Source organism: Pseudomonas sp. BS3782 TE3695 (assembly GCF_050435305.1).
Classification (GTDB): domain Bacteria; phylum Pseudomonadota; class Gammaproteobacteria; order Pseudomonadales; family Pseudomonadaceae; genus Aquipseudomonas.
In genome coordinates, this window is record NZ_JBNDKB010000001.1 from 4,438,651 (window position 1) to 4,461,809 (window position 23,159).

Below are 23,159 nucleotides of genomic sequence, written 5' to 3' on the forward strand. Positions count from 1 at the left end.
GCGCCGATCAGACTGGCTCGAACACCAGCACCGACGCATCAGCGTCCAGCGCTACGATCTTTGCCCGCACCGGCATACCGATGCGCACGTCTTCAGGCGGCACCCCTTCGACACGGGACATCATCCGCACACCCTCCTCCAGGTCAATCAACGCCACATTGTAGTTAGGCGTCGGTGGGCGCTGGCGGACCACTGTCGAGGAGTACACCACGCCGACTCCGCTGGCTTGCACCCATTCCAGGTCGGTGTTTCCGGTACCAGGCTGGGCGACGCGCGGATAGAAGAAGTAGCCACCGTTCTGGCGACTGCGCTGCAACATGAAGCGTCCCTCATTAAGGAACCGTTGGTAGTCGGATTCTGGCTGCAGGCTTTGCATGAGCTCTCCAGTGACAAGCGGCTATGTTTTATGAACAACGTTCCGAATAGTAAACGCGAGCTCCGTAATTCGTCAAGCCATCGACGGCGGCTCTGCCTACTCTTATGCACTATGCGAAACAGCGTTTCCATTAATTTCTAATATTTATCGCTCGTTTGACCCTTCGCAAAATTTTTCAAGACGGACCGAAACGCCCGCACGCTCTGGTTACGCCCGGATATCGAAGCACACGCGGGCAAATGTCCCATCACATCGGCTTGACACTTTCGATGACCGTCGTTTACTTTTACGAACATCGTTCAGAATATCACCTTGCCCTGTAGCGACCGATCATGCAGCGGGTGCAGTCCATGACTGGAGCCATGAAAACCGTGAATTACGAATTGACCGATGAACAGCGAGAAATCCAGGACCTGATCCGTCGGGTTGCCCGGGAAAAGGTCGCGCCCAGAGCCGATGAGATCGACCGCACGGCGGAATATCCCCATGACATGTTTGCCCTGCTCAAGGAACTGGGGCTGTTCGCGCTCCCCTTCCCAACCGAGTACGGCGGCACCAACAGCTTGCTGTCCGCCTGCATCGCCGTCGAGGAACTGGGCCGGGTCTGCTACAACACCGGCTATCTTCTGGTCGTGCAATGGACCCCGTTCGGCGCCATCCTTGCCGGCGGAACCGATGAGCAAAAACAACGTCTGCTGCCAGGGCTGGCCAGTGGCGACTTGCGCGGCGCGCTGTCGATAACCGAGCCGCAAAGCGGCTCCGATGTCTCCGGTATCAAGACTTCCGCACGTCGAACCAAAGGCGGCTACGTCCTCAACGGCGCCAAGATCTGGTGCACCAACTCCAACATGGCTGACTTCATCCTGGTAGCCGCCAAGACGGTGGCCGAGGATGGCTCGGCCCTGGGCATCAACCTCTTTATTGTTGACCGGGGTACGGAAGGACTGACCATCGGCGCGCCGGAACACAAGATGGGCGCACGGGGTGTCGCGGCCTGCCCGCTGTTCTTCGACAACGCCTTCATTCCGGTCGCCAACCGCGTGGGCCCTGAAGGAGGTGAAGGCTTCAAAGTTGCTATGGAAGCCCTCAATACCAGTCGCCCCTTGGTGGCCGCTCGAGCGGTGGGCCTGGCACAGGGCGCAATCGATCATTCGGTCGATTACATCCAGAACCGCGTGGCCTTCAAGCAGAAAGTCAGCGACTTCCAGGGGATACGCTGGATGGTTGCGGACATGGTGACGCAAACCGAAGCCGCACGGCAGCTCGTCTACCGCACCGCGTCCATGGTCGACGCCGGAGTGTCAGGACGCACCCTGGCCCCGATGGCGGCCATGTCGAAATTGTTTGCCTCCGATGTTGCGATGAAGGTTGCCACAGACGCGGTGCAACTGTTCGGTGCGGCGGGCATTTCCAATGAATACCCGATCAATCGGTATTTCCGTGATGCCAAAGTCGTGCAGATCATCGAAGGCACCAATCAGATCCAGCGCAACATCATTGCCGACAGCGTGCTCGGCCGTATTGCCCGCAGCGACTCGAAAGTTCGCTGAGGCGATGTACCCATTGCAGTTCCACATAACCAACGCCAGGAAACAATAAGATGGAACAGATCGAAACCGTGGGCTTGGGCATTCACTGGGAAGATCTCCCGGTTGGGCGCCGATTCAAAACCGTAGGTCGAACCGTGACTGAGGCCGATGTCGTTAACTTCGTCTCGGTAACCGGCATGCTTGAGGTGCTTTTCACCAACGTGGAATTCCTCAAGGAACAATCAGCCATCAAAGGCCGCGTTGCCCCTGGTGCGCTGGTCTTCACATTCGCCGAGGGTCTGCTGACACAGGCCACCATGCAGGGAGTGGGTTTCGCGTTCCTCAACATGGAACTGGACATCAAGGGACCAGTCTTTGTCGGTGACACCATTCACGTGGAATGCGAAGTCATCGAATGCCGTGAAAGCAATGGCCGTCCTGGTCTGGGGCTCGTGCGTACGCGCAACCGCATCTACAAACAGGACGGCACTCTGGTGCAGGAGTACACCCCTCTGCGCCTTGTCAAAGGCAAGGACTACAGGGCTGACTGATCATGGCACAACGGGCAATGGCACAACCCACCGGCCCGCTGTCAGGGCTGCGTGTGATCGACCTCACTATTAACGTTCTGGGGCCAGTCGCCACACAGATACTGGGCGACATGGGGGCGGACGTCATCAAGGTAGAACCGCCAACGGGCGACCAGAACCGGCAGAACGGGCCGGGCCGGAACCCTGGCATGTCGGTGTTCTACCTCATCATGAACCGCAACAAGCGCAGCGTCGTGCTCGATCTCAAGCAGCCGGAATGCATGGAGGCATTGCTCAAACTGGTTGAGACCGCCGATGTCATCGTGCACAGCATGCGCCCGAGCGCGGCCAAACGCCTGGGCATCTGTTACGAAAAAATCCGCGCACGCAATCCGAAGATCATCTACGCCTTCGCTCCCGGTTACCGAAGCGACGGACCAAACGCCAACATGCCGGCTTTCGATGACGTGATCCAGGGTGAAAGCGGTTTGGCAGCCATCAACCGTGACGCTGATGGCCGACCGCGATACTTCCCGACGGTGATCGTCGACAAGTTCTGCGGCTATGTCCTGGCGTCGTCCATCAGCATGGCGTTGCTGCACCGCGAACGCACGGGTGAGGGGCAGGAAGTGCGCGTGCCCATGATGGAGACCATGCTCCAGTTCAACTTGTTCGAGCACCTTTGGGAGGGTGCGTTGGGCAAATCGGACGGCCTGGGGTACACGCGCATGTTCTCCACCAATCGGCGCCCCTACTCGACCCGCGACGGATACATCTGTCTGCTGGCGGTCAATGACGAACAGTGGCGGCGAGTATTGACGGCGATAGGTCGACCGGAGCTGCTGACTGACCCGCGCTTTTGTCGCATGACGGAACGAATGCTCCATATCAACGAGTTGTACAGCATCCTCGGGGAAGTGATCGCTACGCAGACCTCGGCGCATTGGGAAAAAATCTTCGATGAAGCCGACGTGCCGCATGGCCAGGTGCGCGAACTGCACGACCTGATGGACGACGAATATCTGCGCGAAACCGAGTTTTTCAAGAAGGTTCAGCACCCGACCGAGGGCGAGCTGGTCATGACCTCGATTCCCGTGGAGTTTTCCGCTTCTCCAGGCAACGTGCGTTATTTGCCACCGAACCTGGGTGAACACAGTGACGAGATCCTTGGCGAACTTGGCTACAGCGCCGAGCAGATCACCTCATTGTGCGCCTCGCGTAACCAGGCTGCGGCACCGACACACCCACCTGCACCGCCGCAACAAGCCGGCGCCGAGGGCATGATCCCCAAAACCGCGGCACAGCCGCGCCCCTGAAAAAAGCAAAGGTAGTGAAAATGAAAGGGTTGAAAGATAAGGTCGTGGTGGTAACTGGGGGCGCAGGCGGCATCGGCAGCGCCATTTGCAAGCGCTTCACCGAAGCAGGCGCCATTGTGGCGGTCTTCGACCTCAACACCCAGGCGGCAGATGCCCTGGTGGGCGAAATCGAAACCGCCGGTGGCCGTGCCCGTGACTATAGCGTGGACATCACCGACCACGAGGCGGTCCACGCCGCAGTCGAACGTGTCGAGCAGGAGCTGGGGCCGATCGATGTGCTGGTCAACAACGCCGGCTGGGACACTGGCGCGTTCTTCCTGCAGACCGAAAAACCGTTCTGGGACAAGGTCGTGGCCATCAACCTGTATGGACCATTGAACATGCACCATGCCGTCCTGCGCCGCATGAGCGAGCGCGGTCACGGTCGTGTGGTCAACATTTCCTCCGATGCGGGCCGCGTCGGCTCCTCAATGGAGGCTGTGTACTCCTTCTGCAAGGGCGGGCTGATCGCCTTCAGCAAAACCATGGCCCGGGAAATGGCCCGCCAGCAAATTCCGGTCAACGTGGTCTGTCCCGGGCCGACGGCCACGGCACTACTGGACAATCTTGCCCAAGGTGAGAAAGGCGAGAGGATCAAGGCTGGGCTGGTCAAGGCTGTGCCCTTCGGACGCATGGGCCAACCCGAGGACATCGCCGGAACGGTGCTGTTCCTGGCAAGCGACGACGCAGCGTTCATCACCGGCCAGGTGATCAGCGTTTCCGGCGGCTTGACGATGGTGGGCTGAGGCTCATTTTTTCCAAGAGGAGAAACACATGGAATTCAAAGATATTCTCTACACCGAAGACAATGGCATCGCGACCATCACCATCAATCGCCCTCAGGTCTACAACGCGTTCACCGCCGATACCTGTGAGGAATTGATCCAGGCGTTCAGCCTGGCCGGGTACAGCAAGGACATCGGCGTCGTCGTACTGACAGGTGCAGGTGACAAGGCATTCTGCACCGGCAGTGACCAATCGGGTGGCCGACACAAGGGTCGCGGCGTGGTGGGCCTGCCAATCGAAGAATTACAGAGCATTATTCGCGACATCCCCAAACCTGTGATCGCTCGAGTCAACGGCTACGCGATCGGCGGCGGCAACGTGCTGGTGACCTTGTGCGACCTCGCCATCGCTGCCGAGACTGCGCAATTGGGTCAGGTTGGCCCGAAAGTCGGCTCAGTGGACCCCGGCTTCGGCACCGCCCTGCTCGCCCGTCTGGCCGGCGACAAGCGTGCCCGCGAGATTTGGTATCTGTGCCGTCGTTACAGCGCCAAGCAAGCGCTGGACTGGGGCCTGGTCAACGCGGTGGTTCCGGCCGTCGAGCTGGATGCCGAGGTCAAAAAATGGTGTGACGAAATCCTGCAGATGAGCCCGACCGCCATCGCCCTCGCCAAGCGTTCGTTCAACATGGACAACGAGAATATTCGCGGCATCGGCGCATTCGCGATGCAGGCCTTGGCCATGTATTACGAGACCGACGAATCCAAGGAAGGCGGCAACGCCTTTCGCGAGAAGCGCAAGCCTGAGTTCCGCAAATACGTCAAATGATCGACCGGATGAACGTACGGTGACCCATGCCCCCCGGTGATCTCTGGGCCGGGGTTGACGCAGGTCATCGACGCAACTGAGCTTGGTACCCTTTTGCCGCCCGCCTTGTGCAGGCGGCATTTTTTTTGCCAGCGCTTTTTATCCACCTGCGAATTGTCTGCCTGCAAAAAAAATCCCGGCTGCGCGTACGGGCCGGGATTTTTTCAGACGCTGGGCAGCTATCACTAGGTGCTTCGTCAGATGACGCCTTTGTCACGCAGTGCTCGAATCTCACCTTCGTCCATGCCCAGCCATTCGCCCAGGATGGTCTCGGTGTGCTCTCCCTGAGTGGGCGGTGCCTTGTATTCAACGATGGGCGTTGCCGAGAATTTCACCGGGTTGGCAACCATCCGCACTTTTCCATCGGCAGAAGCGGCATGGTGGCTTTCCACACACATTCCGCGCTCCTGAACATGAGGGTCGGCGAACACCTGCTCCAGATTGTTGATTGGGCCTGCTGGCACTCCCGCCTTATCCAGGGCGTGCAGCAAGTCGAGCACTTTCCAAGCCGCCACCAGCGGCTCGAACACATCCCCCAGCGCCCGACGGTTGACCACCCGCAGCGAAATTTCGGCAAACCGGGCGTCAGTGGTCAATTCCGGATGACCCAGCACCTCGCAAAAACGCGCGTATTGTTCGTTATTGCCGGCGACGATCATGATATCGCCATCGGCACAGCGGAACATACGCGAGGGCATGCCGCCGTTGCCCTCGGTACCACGCCGCACGGGGACGTCCCCTGAGACCAGGTACTGAGAAGCATAGTGCGACGTCGATGCTATCAATGCGTCCAGCAGGGCAATGTCGATGTGCTGGCCGGGCGCTGCGTTGACGTCGCGAGCGTACAGCGCCGCCTGGATGGCGTAGGCCGCATATTGACCCGCGAGTATGTCAGCCAGGCTCGGTCCGGTTTTCATCGGCCCGCCGCCTGGGATCTCATCCGGCAGGCCGGTAATGCTCATCAGTCCGCCCATGGCCTGAAAAATCGAGTCGTAGCCCGGACGTGGCGCGTAAGGCCCCGTCTGCCCGAAACCGGTCAGCGAACAGTAGATCAGGCGCGGGTTTTCTTCACTCAAAGAGGCATAGTCCAGGCCATACCGCTTGAGATCACCCACCTTGTAGTTCTCCAGCAGCACGTCGCACTTCGCGACGAGCTTGCGTACAAGCGCCTGCCCTTCGGGTTTCGCAATATCACAGGTAATGGACTTCTTGTTGCGGTTGGTACTGATGTAGAACGAGGATTCACGGGTGTTGCGTCCCTCGGCGTCTTTCAGAAACGGCGGGCCGAACTGTCGCGAATCGTCGCCTTTTCCCGGACGCTCGATCTTGATCACCTCGGCGCCCAGGTCCGCAAGCATCTGCGCCGCCCAGGGTCCGGCGAGAATGCGGCTCATATCAAGCACGCGGATGTTGCTCAGCGGGCCTTTAATCATCATGTTCTCCTCTTATTGTTATCGCCCAACAAAATGTGCAGGCCGCTTTTCGATGAAAGACTGCACACCTTCCTTGGCATCTTCGGTGTTGAACAAACGACGCTGGGTGTTGGCTATGGAAGCATACGCGGCCTGCCACCCGTAATTCACCGCCGTGTGTGCATTTTGCAGGGTCGCTTGTACCGCGAGCGGGGCTTGCTCGGCGATTCGTTCAGCCAGTGCGATAGCCCTTGGCAGCTCCTCGCCAACGGGTACGACCTCCTGCACGAAATTGAGCCGCAATGCTTCGGCGGCGTCGAACTCGTCACCGGTCAGCAAGAGCTTCATTGCGTTGCCCCAGCCGGCACGTTCAACAAACCGGAACGTCGCACCGCAGCCAGCCATGATGCCGCGCTTGACCTCAATCTGGGAAAAGCGGCAATCCTGCGCGGCGATGACGATGTCGGCCGCTAGCATTAACTCGATGGCTACGGTGAAACTGATGCCCTTGAGCGCCATGACCACAGGTTTGCTGCGCAGTGGTTCGCGCAAGTTGAAGGGGTCGACTTCGGCTGGCGGGATATAAGGTTTGCCCTCTTTGCGAAGCGGCGCGCATTTGGGCATATCGAGCCCGGCGGTGAAATGTTCGCCTTCAGCGTACAACACGCCCACTCGCAGCTCGGGGTCCTGTTCCAGCCGCGTGTAGGCGGCGGCCAACTCGGCGAACATTTTCGGGGTAAAGCCATTGCGCTTCTCGGGGCGATCAATGCCGATCAGCAACAGGGCGCCGCGTTGCTCCAGCTTGATCTGGCCATCTGGATCGCGTTGTGCCTCATTCATAGGTTCGTTCCTCGTTGAAAGAGCCGTCAGTACCGGGTTCGTTCTGGGCGCATTTGCGCGACCAGACCTCCAACCGAGCCAAATTTTTGCGGCTAAAAACGGCCGCTGACACGACTGTAAAGTATCAAACTACTTCACATATTAGAACAGCGGACCTATATTCGAACAACATTTTGCCTTGCCAACCTCATCGACATAAGTGCCATGACCGACAAGAACCGCTCTATCACGCTTGATTCAACCTCGATTGCGAACCTTTCTCGGGCATGTGACGTGGTACATCATTGGGCGAGTGTCACGCCCTCTGCCCCCGCGCTGAGTGACGCGAGCCGCTCGCTGGACTACAGCCAGTTGGCGCAGGCTGTTGAAGAATTGGCCACACTGATTTCCGGGCAAGGTGTCTTACCGGGTGACCGGGTACTCATCGTTGCCGAAAACAATATCGCCGCCGTCGTCGCCCTCTTCGCCTGCCAGCGCGTCAATGCATGGCCCGCAGTAGTAAATGCACGTCTGCCGGCAGCAGAGTTGGAGGGACTCAAGGCACTGGTCGAGGCCCGACTCTCTCTGTACGCGGTGGAAGACAGCGAAGCGTGTGAAGCCCAGGCATCGAAAGCCGGCGCCTTGCCTGTCGAGGGTTTGCTCGCGGGGCCGGTCGCGCTCAGCGCTAGCGATACCACCGAAGCACAGCCGCCGTCGGCCGACACGAATGTGGGACTGCTCATCTTTACCTCTGGCACCACCGGAAAGCCCAAGGCCGTGATGCACAGCCACGGCGGGCTTCTGGCGCTCGGCTCGATCCTCAGTCGTTCGCGTCGCGTCAGTGCTACCGACTGCTACAACGGCGTCGCCCCCCTTGCGCACATCATGGGAATCGCCAATCTCATGTCAGTGATGGCGGCAGGCGCCAGCCTGCGCCTCATGGCTCGCCTGGCGTTGCCGCAGCTGGCAGCCGGTATCGCCGACGGCAGTATTTCGCACCTGTCGTTCGTTCCGATCGTCTACGCCCGATTGCTCGATTACATCATCACCCAACGGCTGGACGTCTCGGGACATCAGCTGCGCTACATCAGCTGCGGCGGTGCGCCGCTCGATGCCACCCTGCAACGGCGGGTCCAGTTGTTGTTCGGCATACCGTTGGTCAATGGCTATGGAATGACCGAATGCGCACCGGGTGCTCGAACCCCGGGTGACCGTCCAAGCGAACCCGGCACCATCGGCTTCGCTGAAGAGGGCGTCGAGATCCGTTTCGTCGACGCCCAAGGCTGCGACGTGAGCGACGGCACCATCGGTGAACTGTGGATGCGGGCGCCGGCAACGATGCTCGGCTACTACCGTAACCCGAAGGAAACCGCTGCCACGTTGCGTCCTGGGGGCTGGATCGCCACCGGAGATCTGGGCAAACGACTTCCTGACGGCGCACTGGCCATTGCCGGTCGCCAGAAGGAAATGATCATCCGCTCAGGCTTCAACGTTTACCCAGCGGAAGTGGAGGCGGCGCTCAACAGCCTGCCAGGTGTCGCCGCCTCGGGCGTCGTGGGTCGAGCCCTTGCAGAAGGTGACGAAGAAGTCGTTGCGTTCGTCGAGCCACGAGCCGGCCACAAGATCGACGCGCCAAGTATCGACAACGCCTTGCGCGAGCTGATTGCACCTTACAAGCGACCAGGTCGTATCGTCATTCTGGAGCAATTGCCCCAAGGCAGCACAGGCAAGATCTGGAAAGCCAGGCTGGCGAGCATGGCGGCGGCACTGGATGATGCGCCACAGGGTGGTGGACCCTCGCCTACGCCACAATATTGCGATGCACAACCCTGGCTGCTGCGCGCCATCAGCGCCCCGACACGCTCGCATTTTCAGCAGTGTCCAGAGACACGCTTGCATTACCGCAGCTGGAACGCGAGCGATACCGAGAAACCGGTTCTGCTGTTCGCCCACGGCTACCGGGCCAACAGCCATTGGTGGGATTTCATTGCGCCCTACTTCGTCGATCGATATCGGGTTTTTGCAATGGATTTTTCCGGGATGGGCGAAAGCGGAGCCCGGCAGACTTACAGCGCGCAGGCTTTCTCCGATGACCTGATCGCCATTCTCGAGAACGCGCTCGGCCCTGCCACCGTGGTCGGTCACAGCTATGGCGGTTTGCGCACGCTCAGCGTCTGCGCCAACCGACCGGATCTGGTCCGACGGGCCGTTATTCTCGACAGCCGGGTGCGTTTCCTCGATGAACCAAAGTCGAGCTTTCCGCTGCCGCCGGCGCGCAGCGGTCGGGCAAGGCATTACCCTGATTACGCGACCATTCGGGAGCGCTACCGGGTAATCCCCGACCAGCCGCTACCCCTCGCGGACACCTTCGAGCACGTTGCATTCCATTCCATCGCGCAGAGTCCCGAGGGATGGCATTGGCGCCTTGATCCGACCCTACCGTTTACCCTGAATGAAAAAGATGGCGACACTTTGCTGGGGAGTATCGAAGTACCGGTGGACTTCGTTTACGGTGAAGAAAGCATCGTCGTCGAACGCTGGCGCGCCGAGCGAATCGCCTCTCGGTTACGTCACTGCCGAGGCGCTATTGGCATTCCCAACAGTCACCATCATCTGATGCTCGATCAGCCATTGGCTTTGGTGGCCGTCATCAGGGCACTGCTGGCACCCGTCGTCGAGCGAGCGGTTGACAGCAACCAAAAAACGCATTCAGAATAGTAAACACCGTTCATTATAATAAATAGGGGTCACACCCCGACAGGCCCAGCATGCAGTCAGACGGATCCACAGGCCATCAAACAACGGCCGATAACCTGCCACCGTTGCGTTATGCGTTGTTTCGGGCCGTCTGGTGCGCAACGCTGACAGCGAACATCTGCCTGTGGATGCAGAACGTCGCGGCAGCGTGGTTGATGGTCCAGTTCGATCCCTCTCCGTTGATGGTGGCGCTGGTGCAGACAGCAATCACCTTGCCGGCTTTCCTCTTCGGTCTGCCGGCCGGCGTTTATGCCGACTTCATCGACAAGCGGCGGATCCTGATCGTCACTCACGCCTGGATGCTGGCTGCGACTGTGTTGCTCTTCTTGTTGTTGATCAACGATCAGCTTACGCCGTGGGGTCTCTTACTGTTGGCGTTCAGCCTCGGAACCGGCAGCGCGGTGAGTATCCCCGCCTGGCAGGCGACGACGTCGGACGCGGTGCCTCGCAGTGTTCTGGGCGCTGCGATCAATCTCAATGCGATCGCCTATAACGCAGCCCGTGCCGTGGGGCCCGCCCTCGCCGGCATCATCATTGCCAGTTCGAGCCTGCAATGGGTGTTCGCGCTGAACATCGTGTTGCTGGTGGCCGTGCTCGCGATATTCATTTTCGGGTATCGACCTGGCCCTACGACGCCTGCGCCAAGGGAGCCACTGCTGACCGCCATGCGTACCGGCCTGCGGTATATTCGCCATGCGTATCCGCTGCATGGTCACATCCTGCGGACTTTGTTCTTCATCAGTTGCGCGAGCAGCCTCTGGGCCTTGCTGCCGTTGGTCGCTGGCGGCGACGAGGTGGGCGGCTACGGCCTGCTGGTGGGCAGTCTGGGCGCCGGCGCCGTTCTGGGCGGTGTCCTGCTCAACCAGTTCAGGTCGCGCATCAATAATCTGCAGCGCTTGGCGGCGATATCTAGCGTCATCTTCATGCTGGCAATGCTGGTTGCGGCCTGGACCCCTTTTCTCTACCTGACCAGCATCACCCTGGTATTAGCCGGCGCGGCCTGGATCAACTTCAATTCGACCACCAGTGCTGCCTTCCAGACCACCCTCCCGGCCTGGGTGCGGGCGCGGGCATTGGCCATCTTCATGCTGACGTTCCAGGGTTCCATGGCCATTGGCGGCATGCTCTGGGGCGCAGTGGCCAACTACATGGGCGTTTCGTGGACGCTGACTCTTGCCGCGGGCTTGATCGCCATCGGTCTGTTTTTTACCCGTCATTATCCATTGCGCATGGGCCAGGAAGCCGAGGTGACGCTGTCGGCACACTGGGCGGAGCCACGCGTGCACGGCAGCCCGAATGCCAGTGACGGGCCGGTGGCGGTCCAGGTCGACTATCAGATTGTGGCCGAGCACCAGGATCGATTCTGCAACCAGCTGTTTCGCCTGGGGCGCATCCGCAAACGCGACGGCGCCAGCCACTGGCTCCTGTATCAGGATCTTGCCGACCCCCAGCGTTTCAGCGAGCGCTTCATCATTGCCTCCTGGGGCGAGCATCTGCTGCAGCGCCAAAGAAGCACGCTGGCTGATTTCGAGCAGGAAAGCCAACTGACACATTACCTGAAACCCGGGACTGTCCCTTCGGTGTCCCACTACCTGCTCGTCGCGACTGCGACGCTACCGTGAAACTGGTCGCCACCGCAGACGTGGCATAGGAGAAATCTGTTGACCGATCGTGAGTACATGGAATTTGACGTTGTCATCGTGGGCGCAGGCCCCTCCGGCCTGTCAGCGGCCTGCCGACTGAAGCAGCTTGCCACTGATGCGGGCCGGGACATCAGCGTGTGTGTGGTCGAAAAAGGCTCCGAGGTCGGCGCCCATATCCTCTCAGGCGCAGTGTTTGAAACTCGCGCCCTGGACGAGTTGTTCCCAGATTGGCAAGAACGGGGGGCGCCGCTCAACACGCCAGTGACCCGCGACGACATCTATCTGCTGCAGGGTCCGGATACCGCCACCCAGATACCGGGATTCTTTGTGCCCAAAACAATGCACAACAAAGGTAACTACATCATTTCGCTCGGTAATCTTTGCCGGTGGCTTGGCCAGCAGGCGGAGAACCTGGGCGTCGAGATCTACCCAGGCTTTGCGGCCCAGCAAGCGTTGATCGACAAAGCAGGCGTGGTGCGCGGCATTGTGACGGGTGACCTTGGGGTGGATCGTGACGGCCAGCCCAAAGATGGCCTGTACACACCCGGCATGGAATTGCGCGGCAAGTACACCTTGTTTGCCGAGGGCTGCCGTGGACACATTGGCAAACAACTGATCAAACAATATCAGCTCGATAGCGAGGCCGATGCCCAGCATTACGGAATAGGCATCAAGGAAATCTGGGAAATCGACCCCACCCGGCACGAACCTGGGCTCGTGGTGCACACCGCTGGTTGGCCGCTCAATGACGACAATCCGGGCGGCTCTTTCCTTTATCACCTGGAAAACAACCAGGTGGTGGTCGGGCTGATTGTCGACCTGTCCTACAGCAACCCGTACCTTTCGCCGTTCGACGAATTCCAACGGTACAAGCATCACCCGGTGGTCGCACACTATCTGGAAGGCGGCAAACGCTTGTCCTACGGCGCTCGCGCCATTTGCAAGGGCGGTCTGAACTCGCTTCCAAAAATGATATTTCCTGGCGGCGCACTGATTGGCTGCGACCTTGGGACCCTGAATTTCGCCAAGATCAAAGGCAGCCATACCGCCATGAAGTCCGGCATGCTCGCTGCGCAAGCGGTAGCCGACGCCCTGCTCGCCGGCGGCGAAGGTGGCGACATGCTTCAGGAATACGTCGAGGGCTTCAAGGCCAGCTGGCTGTACGACGAGTTGTTCCGTAGCCGTAACTTTGGTGCCGCCCTGCACAAGTTTGGCGCGCTGGCTGGCGGTGCTTTCAACTTCATTGACCAGAATGTCTTCGGCGGAAAGCTGCCGTTCACGCTCCACGACAACAAACCGGATCATGCCTGCCTCAAGCCTGCGGCCAAATCCGAAAAAATCAGCTACCCCAGACCGGACGGCAAGCTCAGCTTCGACAAGCTGTCGTCGGTGTTTCTCTCCAACACCAATCATGAAGAGGAACAACCTTGCCATTTAAGGCTCGCCGATCCAGATGTCCCCCTGACCAGCAACCTGCCGCTGTACGACGAGCCCGCGCAGCGGTATTGCCCGGCCGGCGTGTACGAAGTGGTGACGCAGGAGGACGGTCATAAGCGCTTCCAGATCAATGCGCAGAATTGCGTGCATTGCAAGACCTGCGACATCAAGGACCCTGCGCAAAACATCACGTGGGTGACCCCTGAAGGCGCTGGTGGCCCCAACTACCCCAACATGTAAGCAACCCTGGCGCCTCAGCGCCTGCTTCCACAGGAGCGGAAATATGCCTTTTGAAACCCTCATCCTGGAAAAACAGGAAAATGTCGGCGTGGTACGCCTGAACCGACCAGAAGCCTACAACGCATTAAACGATCAGTTGATGGACGAGCTGACCACCGTGCTCGACGAACTGGAGGCGGATGACACGATCGGCGCCATCGTGCTGATCGGCAGCGACAAGGCCTTCGCCGCCGGCGCAGACATCAAGATGATGCGCGAGTGGAGCATGATGGACGTCTTCAAGCGGCAGTTCATCACCGCCAACTGGGAGCGCGCCGCATGCTGTCGTAAACCGGTAATCGCGGCGGTGAGTGGTCTGGCACTCGGTGGCGGTTGTGAGCTGGCGATGATGTGCGATGTCATCATCGCTGCCGATAACGCACGTTTCGCCCTGCCCGAAATCACTCTGGCGACCATTCCTGGCGCCGGAGGCACTCAACGTCTTACACGCGCCGTTGGTAAGTACAAGGCCATGGAAATGATCCTCAGTGGCCGTCCGATGCTGGCAGAAGAAGCCGAACGCAGCGGCCTGGTCAGCCGTGTGGTACCGCTCGCTGAACTTCGTAATGAGGCATTGGCATTGGCGGCCAAAATGGCTGGGTTCTCGCAACCGGTCGTGGCATTGGCCAAGGAATGCGTCAACAGGGCGTTTGAAAGCAGTCTCAGCGAAGGGGTTCTTTACGAGCGTCGTATGGCCTATGTCACGTTTGGCACCGAAGACCAGAGCGAAGGCCTGGCCGCATTCGTGGAAAAACGCCCGCCGCAATTCAAGCACCGTTAGGAGTCCACATGGCTGATTACGACACCAGAAAAAGAGCCGTCCGTTACGCTGATTACCGTGTGGATGTTCCCTTTCTTGACTACCTGGATATCCTCGTCGAACCAGACCCTGAGCCCCCGTGCCTGGTTGTCGATCTGGAGCACAAACACCTCAATGGCGCTGGCCAGGCGCATGGGGGATTGATTATGACCCTGCTCGATATGGCCATGGCGGCAGCGACCCGCACTACCGATCCCAAATGCCGTTCATGTGTGACTGTGGAAATGAAAACCAATTTCCTGCGTCCTGGTGGCGCCACTGGGAGACTGTCGGCACGTGGCCGGTTGCGATACGCCAGCAAAAGTCTCGCATTTTGCGACGGCGACCTGTTTGATGAGCAAGGACGGCTTGTGGCCAGCGCCAGCGGCACCTTCAAGTTCGTCCACCTGCCCGGTGACGATGCTCCGTGAACAAGATCCGGAAAAACTAGAAATGCCCCTTCGTTGATTCCCTTCAAGAGGCGTGCCGCATCACGCCTCATTTTTTTTGCTTGCGTTGCAGTCAGACCGCCATGTTCTCAATCACGGCCGAACGCATCGCCGGCCGGCCCAAATGCAGGGCAAGTGCTGATAACGGACAGGCCAGGACGAAGATCAATGCCAGCGAATAACCCACCTTGGCATCGTCCTGAAAAATGAAATCGGTGAATGCGGCGACGACTGAGGGCCCAGCGCCAATTCCCAGCAAGATCATCACGAATAGATAGAGCGAGGACAGACGACCACGCAGGTAAGCCGGGGCAGCAATTTGCAGGGCCGCGGCCGAAATGCCCATGATCGGACTGACCAGCATCTGGATGAGGAAGAAGGCCGCCAGGAATATATAAGGGTCGTGCCACAACACTCCGACCACCGCGACCGGCACGCTCACGAGGGAGGTTAGGCTGAACAACCGCATGTGAGCGTCAAGGCGCCCTCGGGCGACCTGCCGATCAATCAACTGACCGCATCCCAACGCACCGATGACCCCGCCCAACGTACCCACCACGCCAAGCCAGATCCCTACCTGTGCAGGCTTCCACGCGAAAGCGCGATAAAGGTAGGTGGGCGCCCATAGTGCCATTCCCGCGACAGCCATGACGCACAGCGTGAAGCCTATATGGTGACAGAAGAAAAACCGTCCGTGGCGGCGAATATGCCGAAAGACCTCGCCGAACACTTGGCCCACAAGAGCGGTGGATGGCCGCGAGGAAGCAGTGGTGCGCCGGGGAGGTTCGCGGAAGGTGAATACCAACAAACCCAGGAACACACCAGGAAGGCCAATGGCGATAAAGACCAGTTGCCATGAGCGCACTTCGCCAACCAGCGGTAGCAGCACCGAGTGATGCTCACTGACCAGGCCGACGATAACCCCGCCCAGCAGATAGGCCATGCCGGTTCCGAACAGCGAACCGAGGGAATAGACCGCCAGGGCAGTCGTCAGCCGGTGTGCTGGGAAGCTATCAGCCATCAGCGAATACGCCGCCGGACTCAAGGCGGCCTCCCCTGCGCCGACACCGACACGCGCTAGAAAAAGCTGCCAATAGCTGTGAGCCACCCCGCAGAAAGTGGTGGCCAGCGTCCAGATAGTTACGCCACCGAAAATGACCCAACGTCGACTGAAGCGATCCACCAGCCAGCCCAACGGTAACCCGCACACTGCGTAAAAGACGCCGAAGGCAAAACCTTGCAGCAGTGACAATTCGAAATCAGTGATGCCCAGGTCGCGGCGAATCGGATCGACCAGCAGCGAGATAACCAGTCGATCCAGCAGCGACAACCAGTAGAGCAGGAAGAGCACGCCCGTCATGTACCACGCCGTGGCCGGCCTGGGGAATGCTTGCAGGCCCGCCGCAGGTCCGGGAATTTCCAGTTTCATCGCGATGCACTCCGTAGCAGGAAGCAAGACAAGGCTGGAATGAGGATCAGCGCACCGAGCATGTTCCACACGAACATGAAGGTCAGCAAAATGCCCATATCTGCCTGAAATTTGATAGGCGACCATGCCCAGGTGATGACGCCAGCGGCGAGCGTGACGCCTACCAGCGCGACCACCTTGCCGGTGAACAGCAACGCATGCCGGTAGGCTTGCGCCAACGGCACCCCGTTACGCTGTTGGGCCAGTTGCACACTGAGCAGGTACAAGGCGTAGTCGACACCGATGCCAACCCCCAGGGCAATCACGGGCAGCGTCGCTACCTTGACGCCGATCCCCAGCGCGACCATCAGCGCCTCGCACAAAATCGAAGTCACGATCAGTGGCACCAAGGCCACCACGACCGCTCGCCAACTGCGGAACGTGATAAAACACAGCACGGCCACCGCCAGATAAACGAACACCAGCATGGTGCGATTGGCGTCCCGCACCACAATATTCGTCACCGCGTCGATTCCCGCGGAACCTGCGGCCGGGAGGAACAGAGCACGATCGGAGTCATGCTCGCGGGCGAAAGCTTCCACGGCCAGCAAAACCCGATTCAGCGTCTGCGCCTTGTGATCGGCCAGATAAGCGATGACGGGCACCATCGAACAATCCGAATTGACCAGGTCCGGATTGGCTTCCTGAGCCCGCAGCACCGAGGTGTTCACCAGTGCCTGGTTATGGCTGATGGTGATCCATTTCGGCGACGCTTCGAACAGGGCCGAGGACAGCCGGCTGACTGCGCCCGCCAGGGACACCGTGCTCTGCACGCCCGGCACCTGTTGCAATGTCCATTCAAGACGATCTATTTCCATTTGAGTCTGCCAGGCTTCGCAACCTCCTGGCGGCGTCTTTACCATGACAGCAAATTGATCACTGGACAGCCCGTAATGGGCCGTGATGAATGCTGCGTCCTGGTTGTACCTCGCGTCTGGCCGCAGCTCCGGCGCGCCAGCGTCAAGATCACCAATCTGCAACTGCAGGCTGAGGACAAAGCCCAGAACCGAGAGTATGACGGCCACGCCGATCGCAGATATCGCCCACACAGGCTCAGTGAAACGTACCAGCACGTTCCAGGCGCCAGGTGGATTCTGCACGGCCTCGTGGCTTCGCCGTGCTGCCGCAGCGCCGACACCGACGTAGGACAGAAGAATTGGCAACAGGATGAGGTTAGTGAATACCAGCACGGCAACGCCAATACTTGCGGTCAGTGCCAACGACTTGATCACCGGGATGTCGATGATCATGAGCACGGCGAAGCCGACTGCGTCGGCGACCAGTGCAGTCAACCCGGCCAAGAACAATCGGCGAAAGGTAAAACGCGCCGCGACGTATTTGTGCGTACCGCTGGCGATGTCCTGCATGATGCCGTTCATTTTCTGGGCGCCGTGCGAAATGCCGATGGCAAACACCAGGAACGGAACGAGTATGGAGTAGGGATCGAGCGAATAACCCAGCGCGCGCACCATGCCCAGTTGCCACACGACCGCCACCAGTGAACAGGCAACCACCAGGACTGTGCTGCGCACGCAACGGGTGTAGAAAAACAGGATGACAATGGTCACCACGGCCGCGATAGCAAAGTAGAGCATGACCTGATACAAACCGCTGATCAGGTCACCGGCCAGTTTCCCGAACCCGACGATGTGGACACGAATTTTACCCGGCTTGTCCGGCACGGCAGTGTCCTGCAATGAACGCAAGGTTTCGAGCTGATGGTAAAGCTGGCGGTAATCAATGGCCTTGCCGGTGTCAGCATAACGCTCCAGCAAAGGCGCGACGATCATGGCCGAGCGCTGATCGTTGGCTACTAGATTCGCGCGAAGCCCTGCTCGGCTGACGTTCAGCCGCAGGTCACTGATCGCTCGGGCGGAGCCATCATAGGTGTCCGGCATCACCGGGCCACCGCGGAAACCCTCCTCGGTGACCTCGGTCCAGCGCACGACAGGCATCCAGATCGATTTCACGAAGGAGCGGTTCACGCCCGGCATCAGGAACAGCTTGTCGTTCACCTGCCTGAGCGCCTCCAGGTATTCGGGGTCGTAGATGTCGCCCTGGGTATTTTCCACGACGACGCGAAGATTGTTGCCGAGCCCCCGAAGGTCTGTTTTGTTCTCCAGGTAGTTGCGGATATAGGGGTGCGACTGGGGAATGATGTCTTCAAACCCTGCGTTGACCTGCAGCTTGCTTGCCTGGAAGGCACACAGGACGGTCAGCAAACCGCACACCAGCATGATAATGCCACGATGGTTGAACAGGAGGCGCTCGAGAGAGCTACCCGAGTTCGAATCAAATTGCGAGCGTTCGCTGACCACGCGCCGGTGATCGGCATCGTTGTCCAAAAAAATGGTCATGTCGGTCTCCTCACTGACGTTCAAGTTCGATGCGCGTTACCCCACCGAGGCCAACGGCGACGATGGCTTCACCTCCTGCCGGAGTTACCCCGTACAAAGGGATCGATTGCTGGCTGGCAACCGGGCGGTAACGTTCAGCCGAATCATCGTCACTGAGCAACACTTCGCCTGCCTGGGTGATGAGGACCACTCGGCCGTCGCCCAGAGGCGTCGCCGCGGTGATTGTACTTTCGCTTTGGGTACTCGCCTGTCGCCAGTGGCGCCCATCGTCATGACTGACGTAGGCGTTGCCGCGAAGACCAAAAAGCAGCAGGCGCCCAGGCTGCTCAAGCATTCCGAACCAAGTGCCGCCATAGGGTGTAGCAAGTGCTTCGAACCGTCCTGTAAGCGGATTGTTTTGCAGTAACAAACCTTGCTCCCCTGCCAGGTACACGCGGCCGCCGTAGCCAAGTCCCACGGCGTTGAAGTGCAAGCCTCCCGGGTTGTCCGTTCGACTTGCCAGTGACTGCCAGGTCTGACCTCCGTCGCGCGTCTGCAGCAAGAGATTGTATGCACCCACCGCGTAGCCGTTCAGCGCATCGGAGAAGCGTACATCCAGGAAGGGCCGGCCAGGCCCCTCCGCCTTCAGGCGTTCGGCATCCATCAGCGCCAGGGATGCGCCAGGTTCCTCGTCACCGGCACTGGCGGCGAGCGGTTGCCAGTACGCAATCAACAGATCCGCCAATACCCGCCCGTCCATTTGCTTGACCCAGGTTCGGCCGCCATCGGCGGTATGCAGGATGACCGCGCCATGGCCAACCGCCCAGCCCTGCTCCGCGGTGGGGAAATGCACAGCGACCAAATCTACCGAGACCGGCACACTCGCTTGATGCCATGTGGCAGCGTCATCGGAATACACGATGTGCCCACGGCGGCCCACGGCCACCCATCGGCCATTGGGCGCCTTAGTGATGCCGGTCAACATGCTGCTGCGGGCCAATGCGCTGGGGCTGGCCGGCAAGTCCAGAGGGTCGCGGAACTCGGCTGCCATGACGCCAGCCAAGCCCAACAGCAACCCGGCAAACGCCAATAGGGTTTGTTGTATCAGTCGCATCGCAATGATCCTTGTAGGTGGCGCCTGGCGTCATGCGACGCCAGTCGATTACGGCAACCGCTCAGCGGCCGCTACGAGCCTGCAAGGCTTCCGGGGTGAATGTTGAACGTGGGTGCAGCTTGTCCAGCACCTTCCAGCCGAATTTCAGATCGGCATAATGCTGGGAAAAAGAGTAGGCACCGGTTGCGAAGTCATATGCCCAATAGGTGCGCGACATGGGAGCCTGCTTGTCGTAGAGCTGGCTCATGCCCTGCTGCATCGACTTGTATAGCTTGCCGGATCCGTCGTACTCATCGGCAACGCCTGCGCCGGACCAGTCTTCATCGTAGTAGTACAGCCGTTTGCTATAGACGTGACGCACGCCGGGCTTGAGCGTTCCCTCCACAACCCACACTCGGTGCAGTTCCCAGCGCACATGGTCGGGATTCACGTGCTTGGGCGTCAGCGACTTGTCCGAGGTCACATTGAAGCTCAGGTCATAAATGTTGTAGGGAATGTAGAGTTCACGCTTGCCCACCAACTTCCAGTCAAAACGATCGAGACGGCCGGTGTAGATTTCAGCATCGTCATACGTGGTGACCCCTCCCTGCGAAGCGATAGGGGTGTCGTAGGCGATGTCCGGACTAAGACGCACACGGCGCGTACTCGCCGAATAGGCATAGGCACGCCGGGGCATGTCGACCAGGTCGACGGTGTCGTAATACATGGTCGCATCACCGACGCTGCGTGCTGGGCCGGTGAAGTGGTAAGCATTCTGGAAGATGAACGAATCGTTCTTCTTGATCGACTCTGCCGTGGCCTCTGGATTATGAAAGGCGAAATTGCGCGACAGCTTGATTTCGCCTGAGTTGATCAACTTACCGTTGCTATCGACGTAGAAGTTGCGCATGTGATCTTCGACCGCGATACCGTTGTACCGCGTCATATGGTTCCACATCACTTCCTGGCCGGTTTTCGGGATCGGAAACGGAATCCCACCAATTGCACCCTGCAGGGCATCGCCCCCCTTGCCGAGGCTGGCCTGGGTCGCATTACTACGGGTCTTGTCGAGGATGTACTGCGGGTAATTGACACTTCGATGGGTGGGATACACATCAAGCCGGTAGGTGGGCTGCCGGCGCAGCATTTCCTTGGTGCCTTCCGACAGCTTGTCCGTGTAGTCAGCCATGTTAGCGGCGGTGATCACGTACAGGGGCTTCTCCGCCGCATAGGGGTTGACCCATTTTCCGCTGTCCTTGACGAAGCCGACGGGATTGGTCGAGGTAGGAAGGCCGCCGTTGTAGGCGGGAATGCTGCCGTCTGCGTTGCCCTGCGCCTGGGCGCCAAACAGCGTCAGGCCGGCGCCCAACTGCGCCGCTTCATCGGCGCTGACTGCGGCCAGCGCATGGCCGCACAGGCTTACGATTGCGCAAGCTGCAATGGTTTCTTTCAACATGGGAGTGCCTCGATAGAATGGTCGGCAAGTCAAAAGGAGGTCTGGTAGGTCAGTGATACCCAGGCCTTATCCAGATAGGGAGCGCCGAGAATCAGGTTGTCCGACTGGCTTTTTTTCTGGTCGTAGTAGGTCACGGCCAGATCCACGAAATGACGGGCGTAAGCCTCTGCAGAAATGCCTACCTTCGCCGTGGTGAAGCCTTCGCTGCCTCCGCCGTTGGTGGGCGCGTTTCCGCTGAGATTTCGCGAGAGGAAAATCGGCAGCTTGAGGTCGATGCCGGGGAAGACCTGGACCCAGGTCGGGGTAAACGCCACTGAAATCGAATAGAACTCATCATCCGAGCAACCGAGCATGGTGGCGTTGTTGTTGCACCCGGCGTTATAACCCTTGGCACGGTAGGCACCACGGTTGTCGGTGACTTTATCCAGCCTTGCCCACGCAACCTCGCCAGACAGGCTGGCCGAGTCGAAGTACGCCGTGTCACCATACGTCTGCACTGCATTGAACAACCCATGCCAGGTCGAGCCGCGAGCGCCTTCCAGGTGATGCGCCTGGTCTGCAGCCGCGCCACTTGAATTGAGTGGCATATTTTCGCGGTAAGACAATTCGGCCCCGACTGCAACACCCCACAGGTTACTGCTGACACTGACACCGTACAGCTCGATGTCCTTGGCATAAACCGCGTGCACCAGGCCTGTGGCAAAGTCGCGCTGGGAAACCCATGCCGACTTCTCATCGAAGCGGCGATAGTAGAAACCGAGCGTGCCATCAAACCATTCCGGTCGATACCGTAGCGACACGCCGTAGTCGCCCTTGTCGCCCTCGATGGCCTTGCCCCGCCCCACGTTGGGGCCCTCGAGTATCGCGTCGCTCCCCGCAAAGTAGGTCCCGCCCTCGGGGATGCGGTTAGGTTTCCACTCGAACAGATACTGCCCCGCCAACACGATGTCGTCGTTGAGTTGAGTCATGAAGGAAATCTGATCGACAGGCAGCGCCGTTTCCTTCGCAGAGGCGCCGGGGTTGGCGGTGCCCTTGCGCAGATCAGCGGGCGCTTGCGAATAGGACACTGCGTTGGTGCTGCCGAAGAGTCCCTCGCCCCAGATCACCGCATGCTGGCCAGCGCGCACATCGGTGGCCAGGCCTGCAGGTTCGAAACGTCCATACACGTAGGCATCCAAGAACTCGCCCGAGGGACCCCCGTAGTAGCGCTTGACGATAGGGGTGAATTGATTGTCGACGTAGCTGGTGCCGCCAGGGACCGTTGCCGGATGCTTGCCATCATAGGCCTCGTCATACCAGGCGGCTGCACTGAGGCGCGCGCCGTAACGGCCCTGATAATTCAGGTCCAGTTCGGTGAGCAAATCGAGCCGGTTGGTTATGGTGTCGTATTTGTCGAACGCGGCGTTGCTCTGGTCGTATGCGCCAGTTGTAACGGGCGGTGTTGTCCCACCTCAGGTGAAAATCGGAATCACCCATGTCTGCTTCGAACGCCTGAACCTGGCCCACCGTCATGAACGCAATCGTGACGCCGAGCAAATGGGGCGGCAATCGCCCCGCAGCCTTCATCATCATTGATAACCCTTTTCGCTTTTTTATTTGTGAGGGTGCGGCAACTTCATATTCACTAATGTGAATGGCGTTTCATAAATAGTAGAGATATTGATGCTGCGCAAGAAAACTGATGATTTTTTTATTTCTCGCCTAATCCGGGGAGTACAAGCAGTTATTGGGCAAAAATGGGCCACGAACGGAAGAAGCCGCGGGGATGAGACGAAAAATACGTATTGATATATGAACGTCGTTCATTATAAATTAAACCCCATCAATAGCG

At 59.3% G+C, this 23,159-nt stretch carries 19 protein-coding genes; 11 read left to right on the forward strand and 8 right to left on the reverse strand.

Annotation, left to right across the window (positions count from 1 at the left end; all coding sequences use genetic code 11):
- Positions 1-7 precede the first annotated feature (7 nt).
- Positions 8-376: a Zn-ribbon domain-containing OB-fold protein gene (locus tag ABH909_RS19855; RefSeq protein ID WP_429385581.1), complete on the reverse strand. Its 369-nt coding sequence runs from the start codon at positions 374-376 to the stop codon at positions 8-10.
- Positions 377-726: 350 nt separating this feature from the next.
- Between ABH909_RS19855 and ABH909_RS19860 the strand changes: the two genes are divergently transcribed.
- The 5 genes from ABH909_RS19860 to ABH909_RS19880 are packed head-to-tail and all read left to right on the forward strand — an operon-like array spanning position 727 to position 5,341.
- A complete protein-coding gene (locus tag ABH909_RS19860) occupies positions 727-1,926 on the forward strand; it encodes an acyl-CoA dehydrogenase family protein (protein ID WP_429436294.1) in 1,200 nt (399 codons plus the stop codon).
- Positions 1,927-1,976: 50 nt separating this feature from the next.
- Positions 1,977-2,456 (forward strand): MaoC family dehydratase, encoded by a 480-nt coding sequence (locus tag ABH909_RS19865; protein WP_201195554.1) that lies wholly within the window; start codon positions 1,977-1,979, stop codon positions 2,454-2,456.
- Between the two features lie 17 nt (positions 2,457-2,473).
- Positions 2,474-3,751: a CaiB/BaiF CoA transferase family protein gene (locus ABH909_RS19870; protein ID WP_429385577.1), complete on the forward strand. Its 1,278-nt coding sequence runs from the start codon at positions 2,474-2,476 to the stop codon at positions 3,749-3,751.
- 20 nt (positions 3,752-3,771) lie between these two features.
- Positions 3,772-4,536 carry a glucose 1-dehydrogenase gene (locus ABH909_RS19875; RefSeq protein ID WP_429385575.1) on the forward strand — a complete coding sequence of 255 codons (765 nt, stop codon included), beginning with the start codon at positions 3,772-3,774 and terminating at the stop codon, positions 4,534-4,536.
- 28 nt (positions 4,537-4,564) lie between these two features.
- On the forward strand, positions 4,565-5,341 hold the full coding sequence (locus ABH909_RS19880) for an enoyl-CoA hydratase-related protein (RefSeq protein WP_429385573.1): 777 nt from the start codon (positions 4,565-4,567) through the stop codon (positions 5,339-5,341).
- Positions 5,342-5,577: 236 nt separating this feature from the next.
- On the opposite strand, the gene ABH909_RS19885 is transcribed toward ABH909_RS19880, so the two are convergent.
- Positions 5,578-6,816: a CaiB/BaiF CoA transferase family protein gene (locus ABH909_RS19885; protein ID WP_429385571.1), complete on the reverse strand. Its 1,239-nt coding sequence runs from the start codon at positions 6,814-6,816 to the stop codon at positions 5,578-5,580.
- A 15-nt stretch (positions 6,817-6,831) separates the two neighbouring features.
- Positions 6,832-7,632, reverse strand: a complete 801-nt coding sequence (locus ABH909_RS19890) for a crotonase/enoyl-CoA hydratase family protein (protein ID WP_429385569.1) — start codon at positions 7,630-7,632, stop codon at positions 6,832-6,834.
- A gap of 204 nt (positions 7,633-7,836) precedes the next feature.
- Between ABH909_RS19890 and ABH909_RS19895 the strand changes: the two genes are divergently transcribed.
- From ABH909_RS19895 to ABH909_RS19915, 5 genes are read left to right on the forward strand one after another with little or no spacing between them, the layout of a single operon-like run.
- Positions 7,837-10,329, forward strand: coding sequence for an alpha/beta fold hydrolase (locus tag ABH909_RS19895; protein WP_429385567.1), 2,493 nt, complete (start codon positions 7,837-7,839; stop codon positions 10,327-10,329).
- A gap of 50 nt (positions 10,330-10,379) precedes the next feature.
- On the forward strand, positions 10,380-11,990 hold the full coding sequence (locus tag ABH909_RS19900; RefSeq protein ID WP_429436296.1) for an MFS transporter: 1,611 nt from the start codon (positions 10,380-10,382) through the stop codon (positions 11,988-11,990).
- Positions 11,991-12,047: 57 nt separating this feature from the next.
- A complete protein-coding gene (locus ABH909_RS19905; protein ID WP_429388878.1) occupies positions 12,048-13,688 on the forward strand; it encodes an electron transfer flavoprotein-ubiquinone oxidoreductase in 1,641 nt (546 codons plus the stop codon).
- Positions 13,689-13,731: 43 nt separating this feature from the next.
- On the forward strand, positions 13,732-14,508 hold the full coding sequence (locus ABH909_RS19910; protein WP_307337335.1) for an enoyl-CoA hydratase: 777 nt from the start codon (positions 13,732-13,734) through the stop codon (positions 14,506-14,508).
- An 8-nt stretch (positions 14,509-14,516) separates the two neighbouring features.
- Positions 14,517-14,957: a PaaI family thioesterase gene (locus ABH909_RS19915; protein WP_429436298.1), complete on the forward strand. Its 441-nt coding sequence runs from the start codon at positions 14,517-14,519 to the stop codon at positions 14,955-14,957.
- Between the two features lie 91 nt (positions 14,958-15,048).
- Here the strand turns inward: ABH909_RS19915 and ABH909_RS19920 are convergent, their stop codons facing one another.
- The 5 genes from ABH909_RS19920 to ABH909_RS19940 all read right to left on the reverse strand — a co-directional run bounded on the left by ABH909_RS19920 (position 15,049) and on the right by ABH909_RS19940 (position 22,707).
- Positions 15,049-16,404, reverse strand: a complete 1,356-nt coding sequence (locus ABH909_RS19920; protein ID WP_429385561.1) for an MFS transporter — start codon at positions 16,402-16,404, stop codon at positions 15,049-15,051.
- The gene (locus tag ABH909_RS19925; RefSeq protein ID WP_429436300.1) at positions 16,401-18,800 is read right to left on the reverse strand and encodes an efflux RND transporter permease subunit; all 2,400 of its coding nucleotides are present in this window, start codon (positions 18,798-18,800) and stop codon (positions 16,401-16,403) included. Before ABH909_RS19925 ends, ABH909_RS19920 begins: the two co-directional genes overlap by 4 nt.
- A gap of 10 nt (positions 18,801-18,810) precedes the next feature.
- Positions 18,811-19,893: a WD40/YVTN/BNR-like repeat-containing protein gene (locus ABH909_RS19930; protein WP_429385557.1), complete on the reverse strand. Its 1,083-nt coding sequence runs from the start codon at positions 19,891-19,893 to the stop codon at positions 18,811-18,813.
- Positions 19,894-19,954: 61 nt separating this feature from the next.
- Positions 19,955-21,328 (reverse strand): DUF1329 domain-containing protein, encoded by a 1,374-nt coding sequence (locus tag ABH909_RS19935; protein WP_429385555.1) that lies wholly within the window; start codon positions 21,326-21,328, stop codon positions 19,955-19,957.
- Positions 21,329-21,357: 29 nt separating this feature from the next.
- Positions 21,358-22,707, reverse strand: a complete 1,350-nt coding sequence (locus tag ABH909_RS19940) for a DUF1302 domain-containing protein (protein WP_429440012.1) — start codon at positions 22,705-22,707, stop codon at positions 21,358-21,360.
- Between ABH909_RS19940 and ABH909_RS19945 the strand changes: the two genes are divergently transcribed.
- A complete protein-coding gene (locus ABH909_RS19945) occupies positions 22,682-22,903 on the forward strand; it encodes a hypothetical protein (RefSeq protein WP_429436303.1) in 222 nt (73 codons plus the stop codon). The genes ABH909_RS19940 and ABH909_RS19945 overlap by 26 nt on opposite strands.
- Positions 22,904-23,159: the final 256 nt, after the last annotated feature.

Bases quoted from the DNA above. Each gene is read 5' to 3' on its own strand.
- ABH909_RS19855 (WP_429385581.1), bottom strand. From the start codon at position 376: ATGCAAAGCCTGCAGCCAGAATCCGACTACCAACGGTTCCTTAATGAG.
- ABH909_RS19860 (WP_429436294.1), top strand. From the start codon at position 727: ATGACTGGAGCCATGAAAACCGTGAATTACGAATTGACCGATGAACAG.
- ABH909_RS19865 (WP_201195554.1), top strand. From the start codon at position 1,977: ATGGAACAGATCGAAACCGTGGGCTTGGGCATTCACTGGGAAGATCTC.
- ABH909_RS19870 (WP_429385577.1), top strand. From the start codon at position 2,474: ATGGCACAACCCACCGGCCCGCTGTCAGGGCTGCGTGTGATCGACCTC.
- ABH909_RS19875 (WP_429385575.1), top strand. From the start codon at position 3,772: ATGAAAGGGTTGAAAGATAAGGTCGTGGTGGTAACTGGGGGCGCAGGC.
- ABH909_RS19880 (WP_429385573.1), top strand. From the start codon at position 4,565: ATGGAATTCAAAGATATTCTCTACACCGAAGACAATGGCATCGCGACC.
- ABH909_RS19885 (WP_429385571.1), bottom strand. From the start codon at position 6,816: ATGATGATTAAAGGCCCGCTGAGCAACATCCGCGTGCTTGATATGAGC.
- ABH909_RS19890 (WP_429385569.1), bottom strand. From the start codon at position 7,632: ATGAATGAGGCACAACGCGATCCAGATGGCCAGATCAAGCTGGAGCAA.
- ABH909_RS19895 (WP_429385567.1), top strand. From the start codon at position 7,837: ATGACCGACAAGAACCGCTCTATCACGCTTGATTCAACCTCGATTGCG.
- ABH909_RS19900 (WP_429436296.1), top strand. From the start codon at position 10,380: ATGCAGTCAGACGGATCCACAGGCCATCAAACAACGGCCGATAACCTG.
- ABH909_RS19905 (WP_429388878.1), top strand. From the start codon at position 12,048: ATGGAATTTGACGTTGTCATCGTGGGCGCAGGCCCCTCCGGCCTGTCA.
- ABH909_RS19910 (WP_307337335.1), top strand. From the start codon at position 13,732: ATGCCTTTTGAAACCCTCATCCTGGAAAAACAGGAAAATGTCGGCGTG.
- ABH909_RS19915 (WP_429436298.1), top strand. From the start codon at position 14,517: ATGGCTGATTACGACACCAGAAAAAGAGCCGTCCGTTACGCTGATTAC.
- ABH909_RS19920 (WP_429385561.1), bottom strand. From the start codon at position 16,404: ATGAAACTGGAAATTCCCGGACCTGCGGCGGGCCTGCAAGCATTCCCC.
- ABH909_RS19925 (WP_429436300.1), bottom strand. From the start codon at position 18,800: ATGACCATTTTTTTGGACAACGATGCCGATCACCGGCGCGTGGTCAGC.
- ABH909_RS19930 (WP_429385557.1), bottom strand. From the start codon at position 19,893: ATGCGACTGATACAACAAACCCTATTGGCGTTTGCCGGGTTGCTGTTG.
- ABH909_RS19935 (WP_429385555.1), bottom strand. From the start codon at position 21,328: ATGTTGAAAGAAACCATTGCAGCTTGCGCAATCGTAAGCCTGTGCGGC.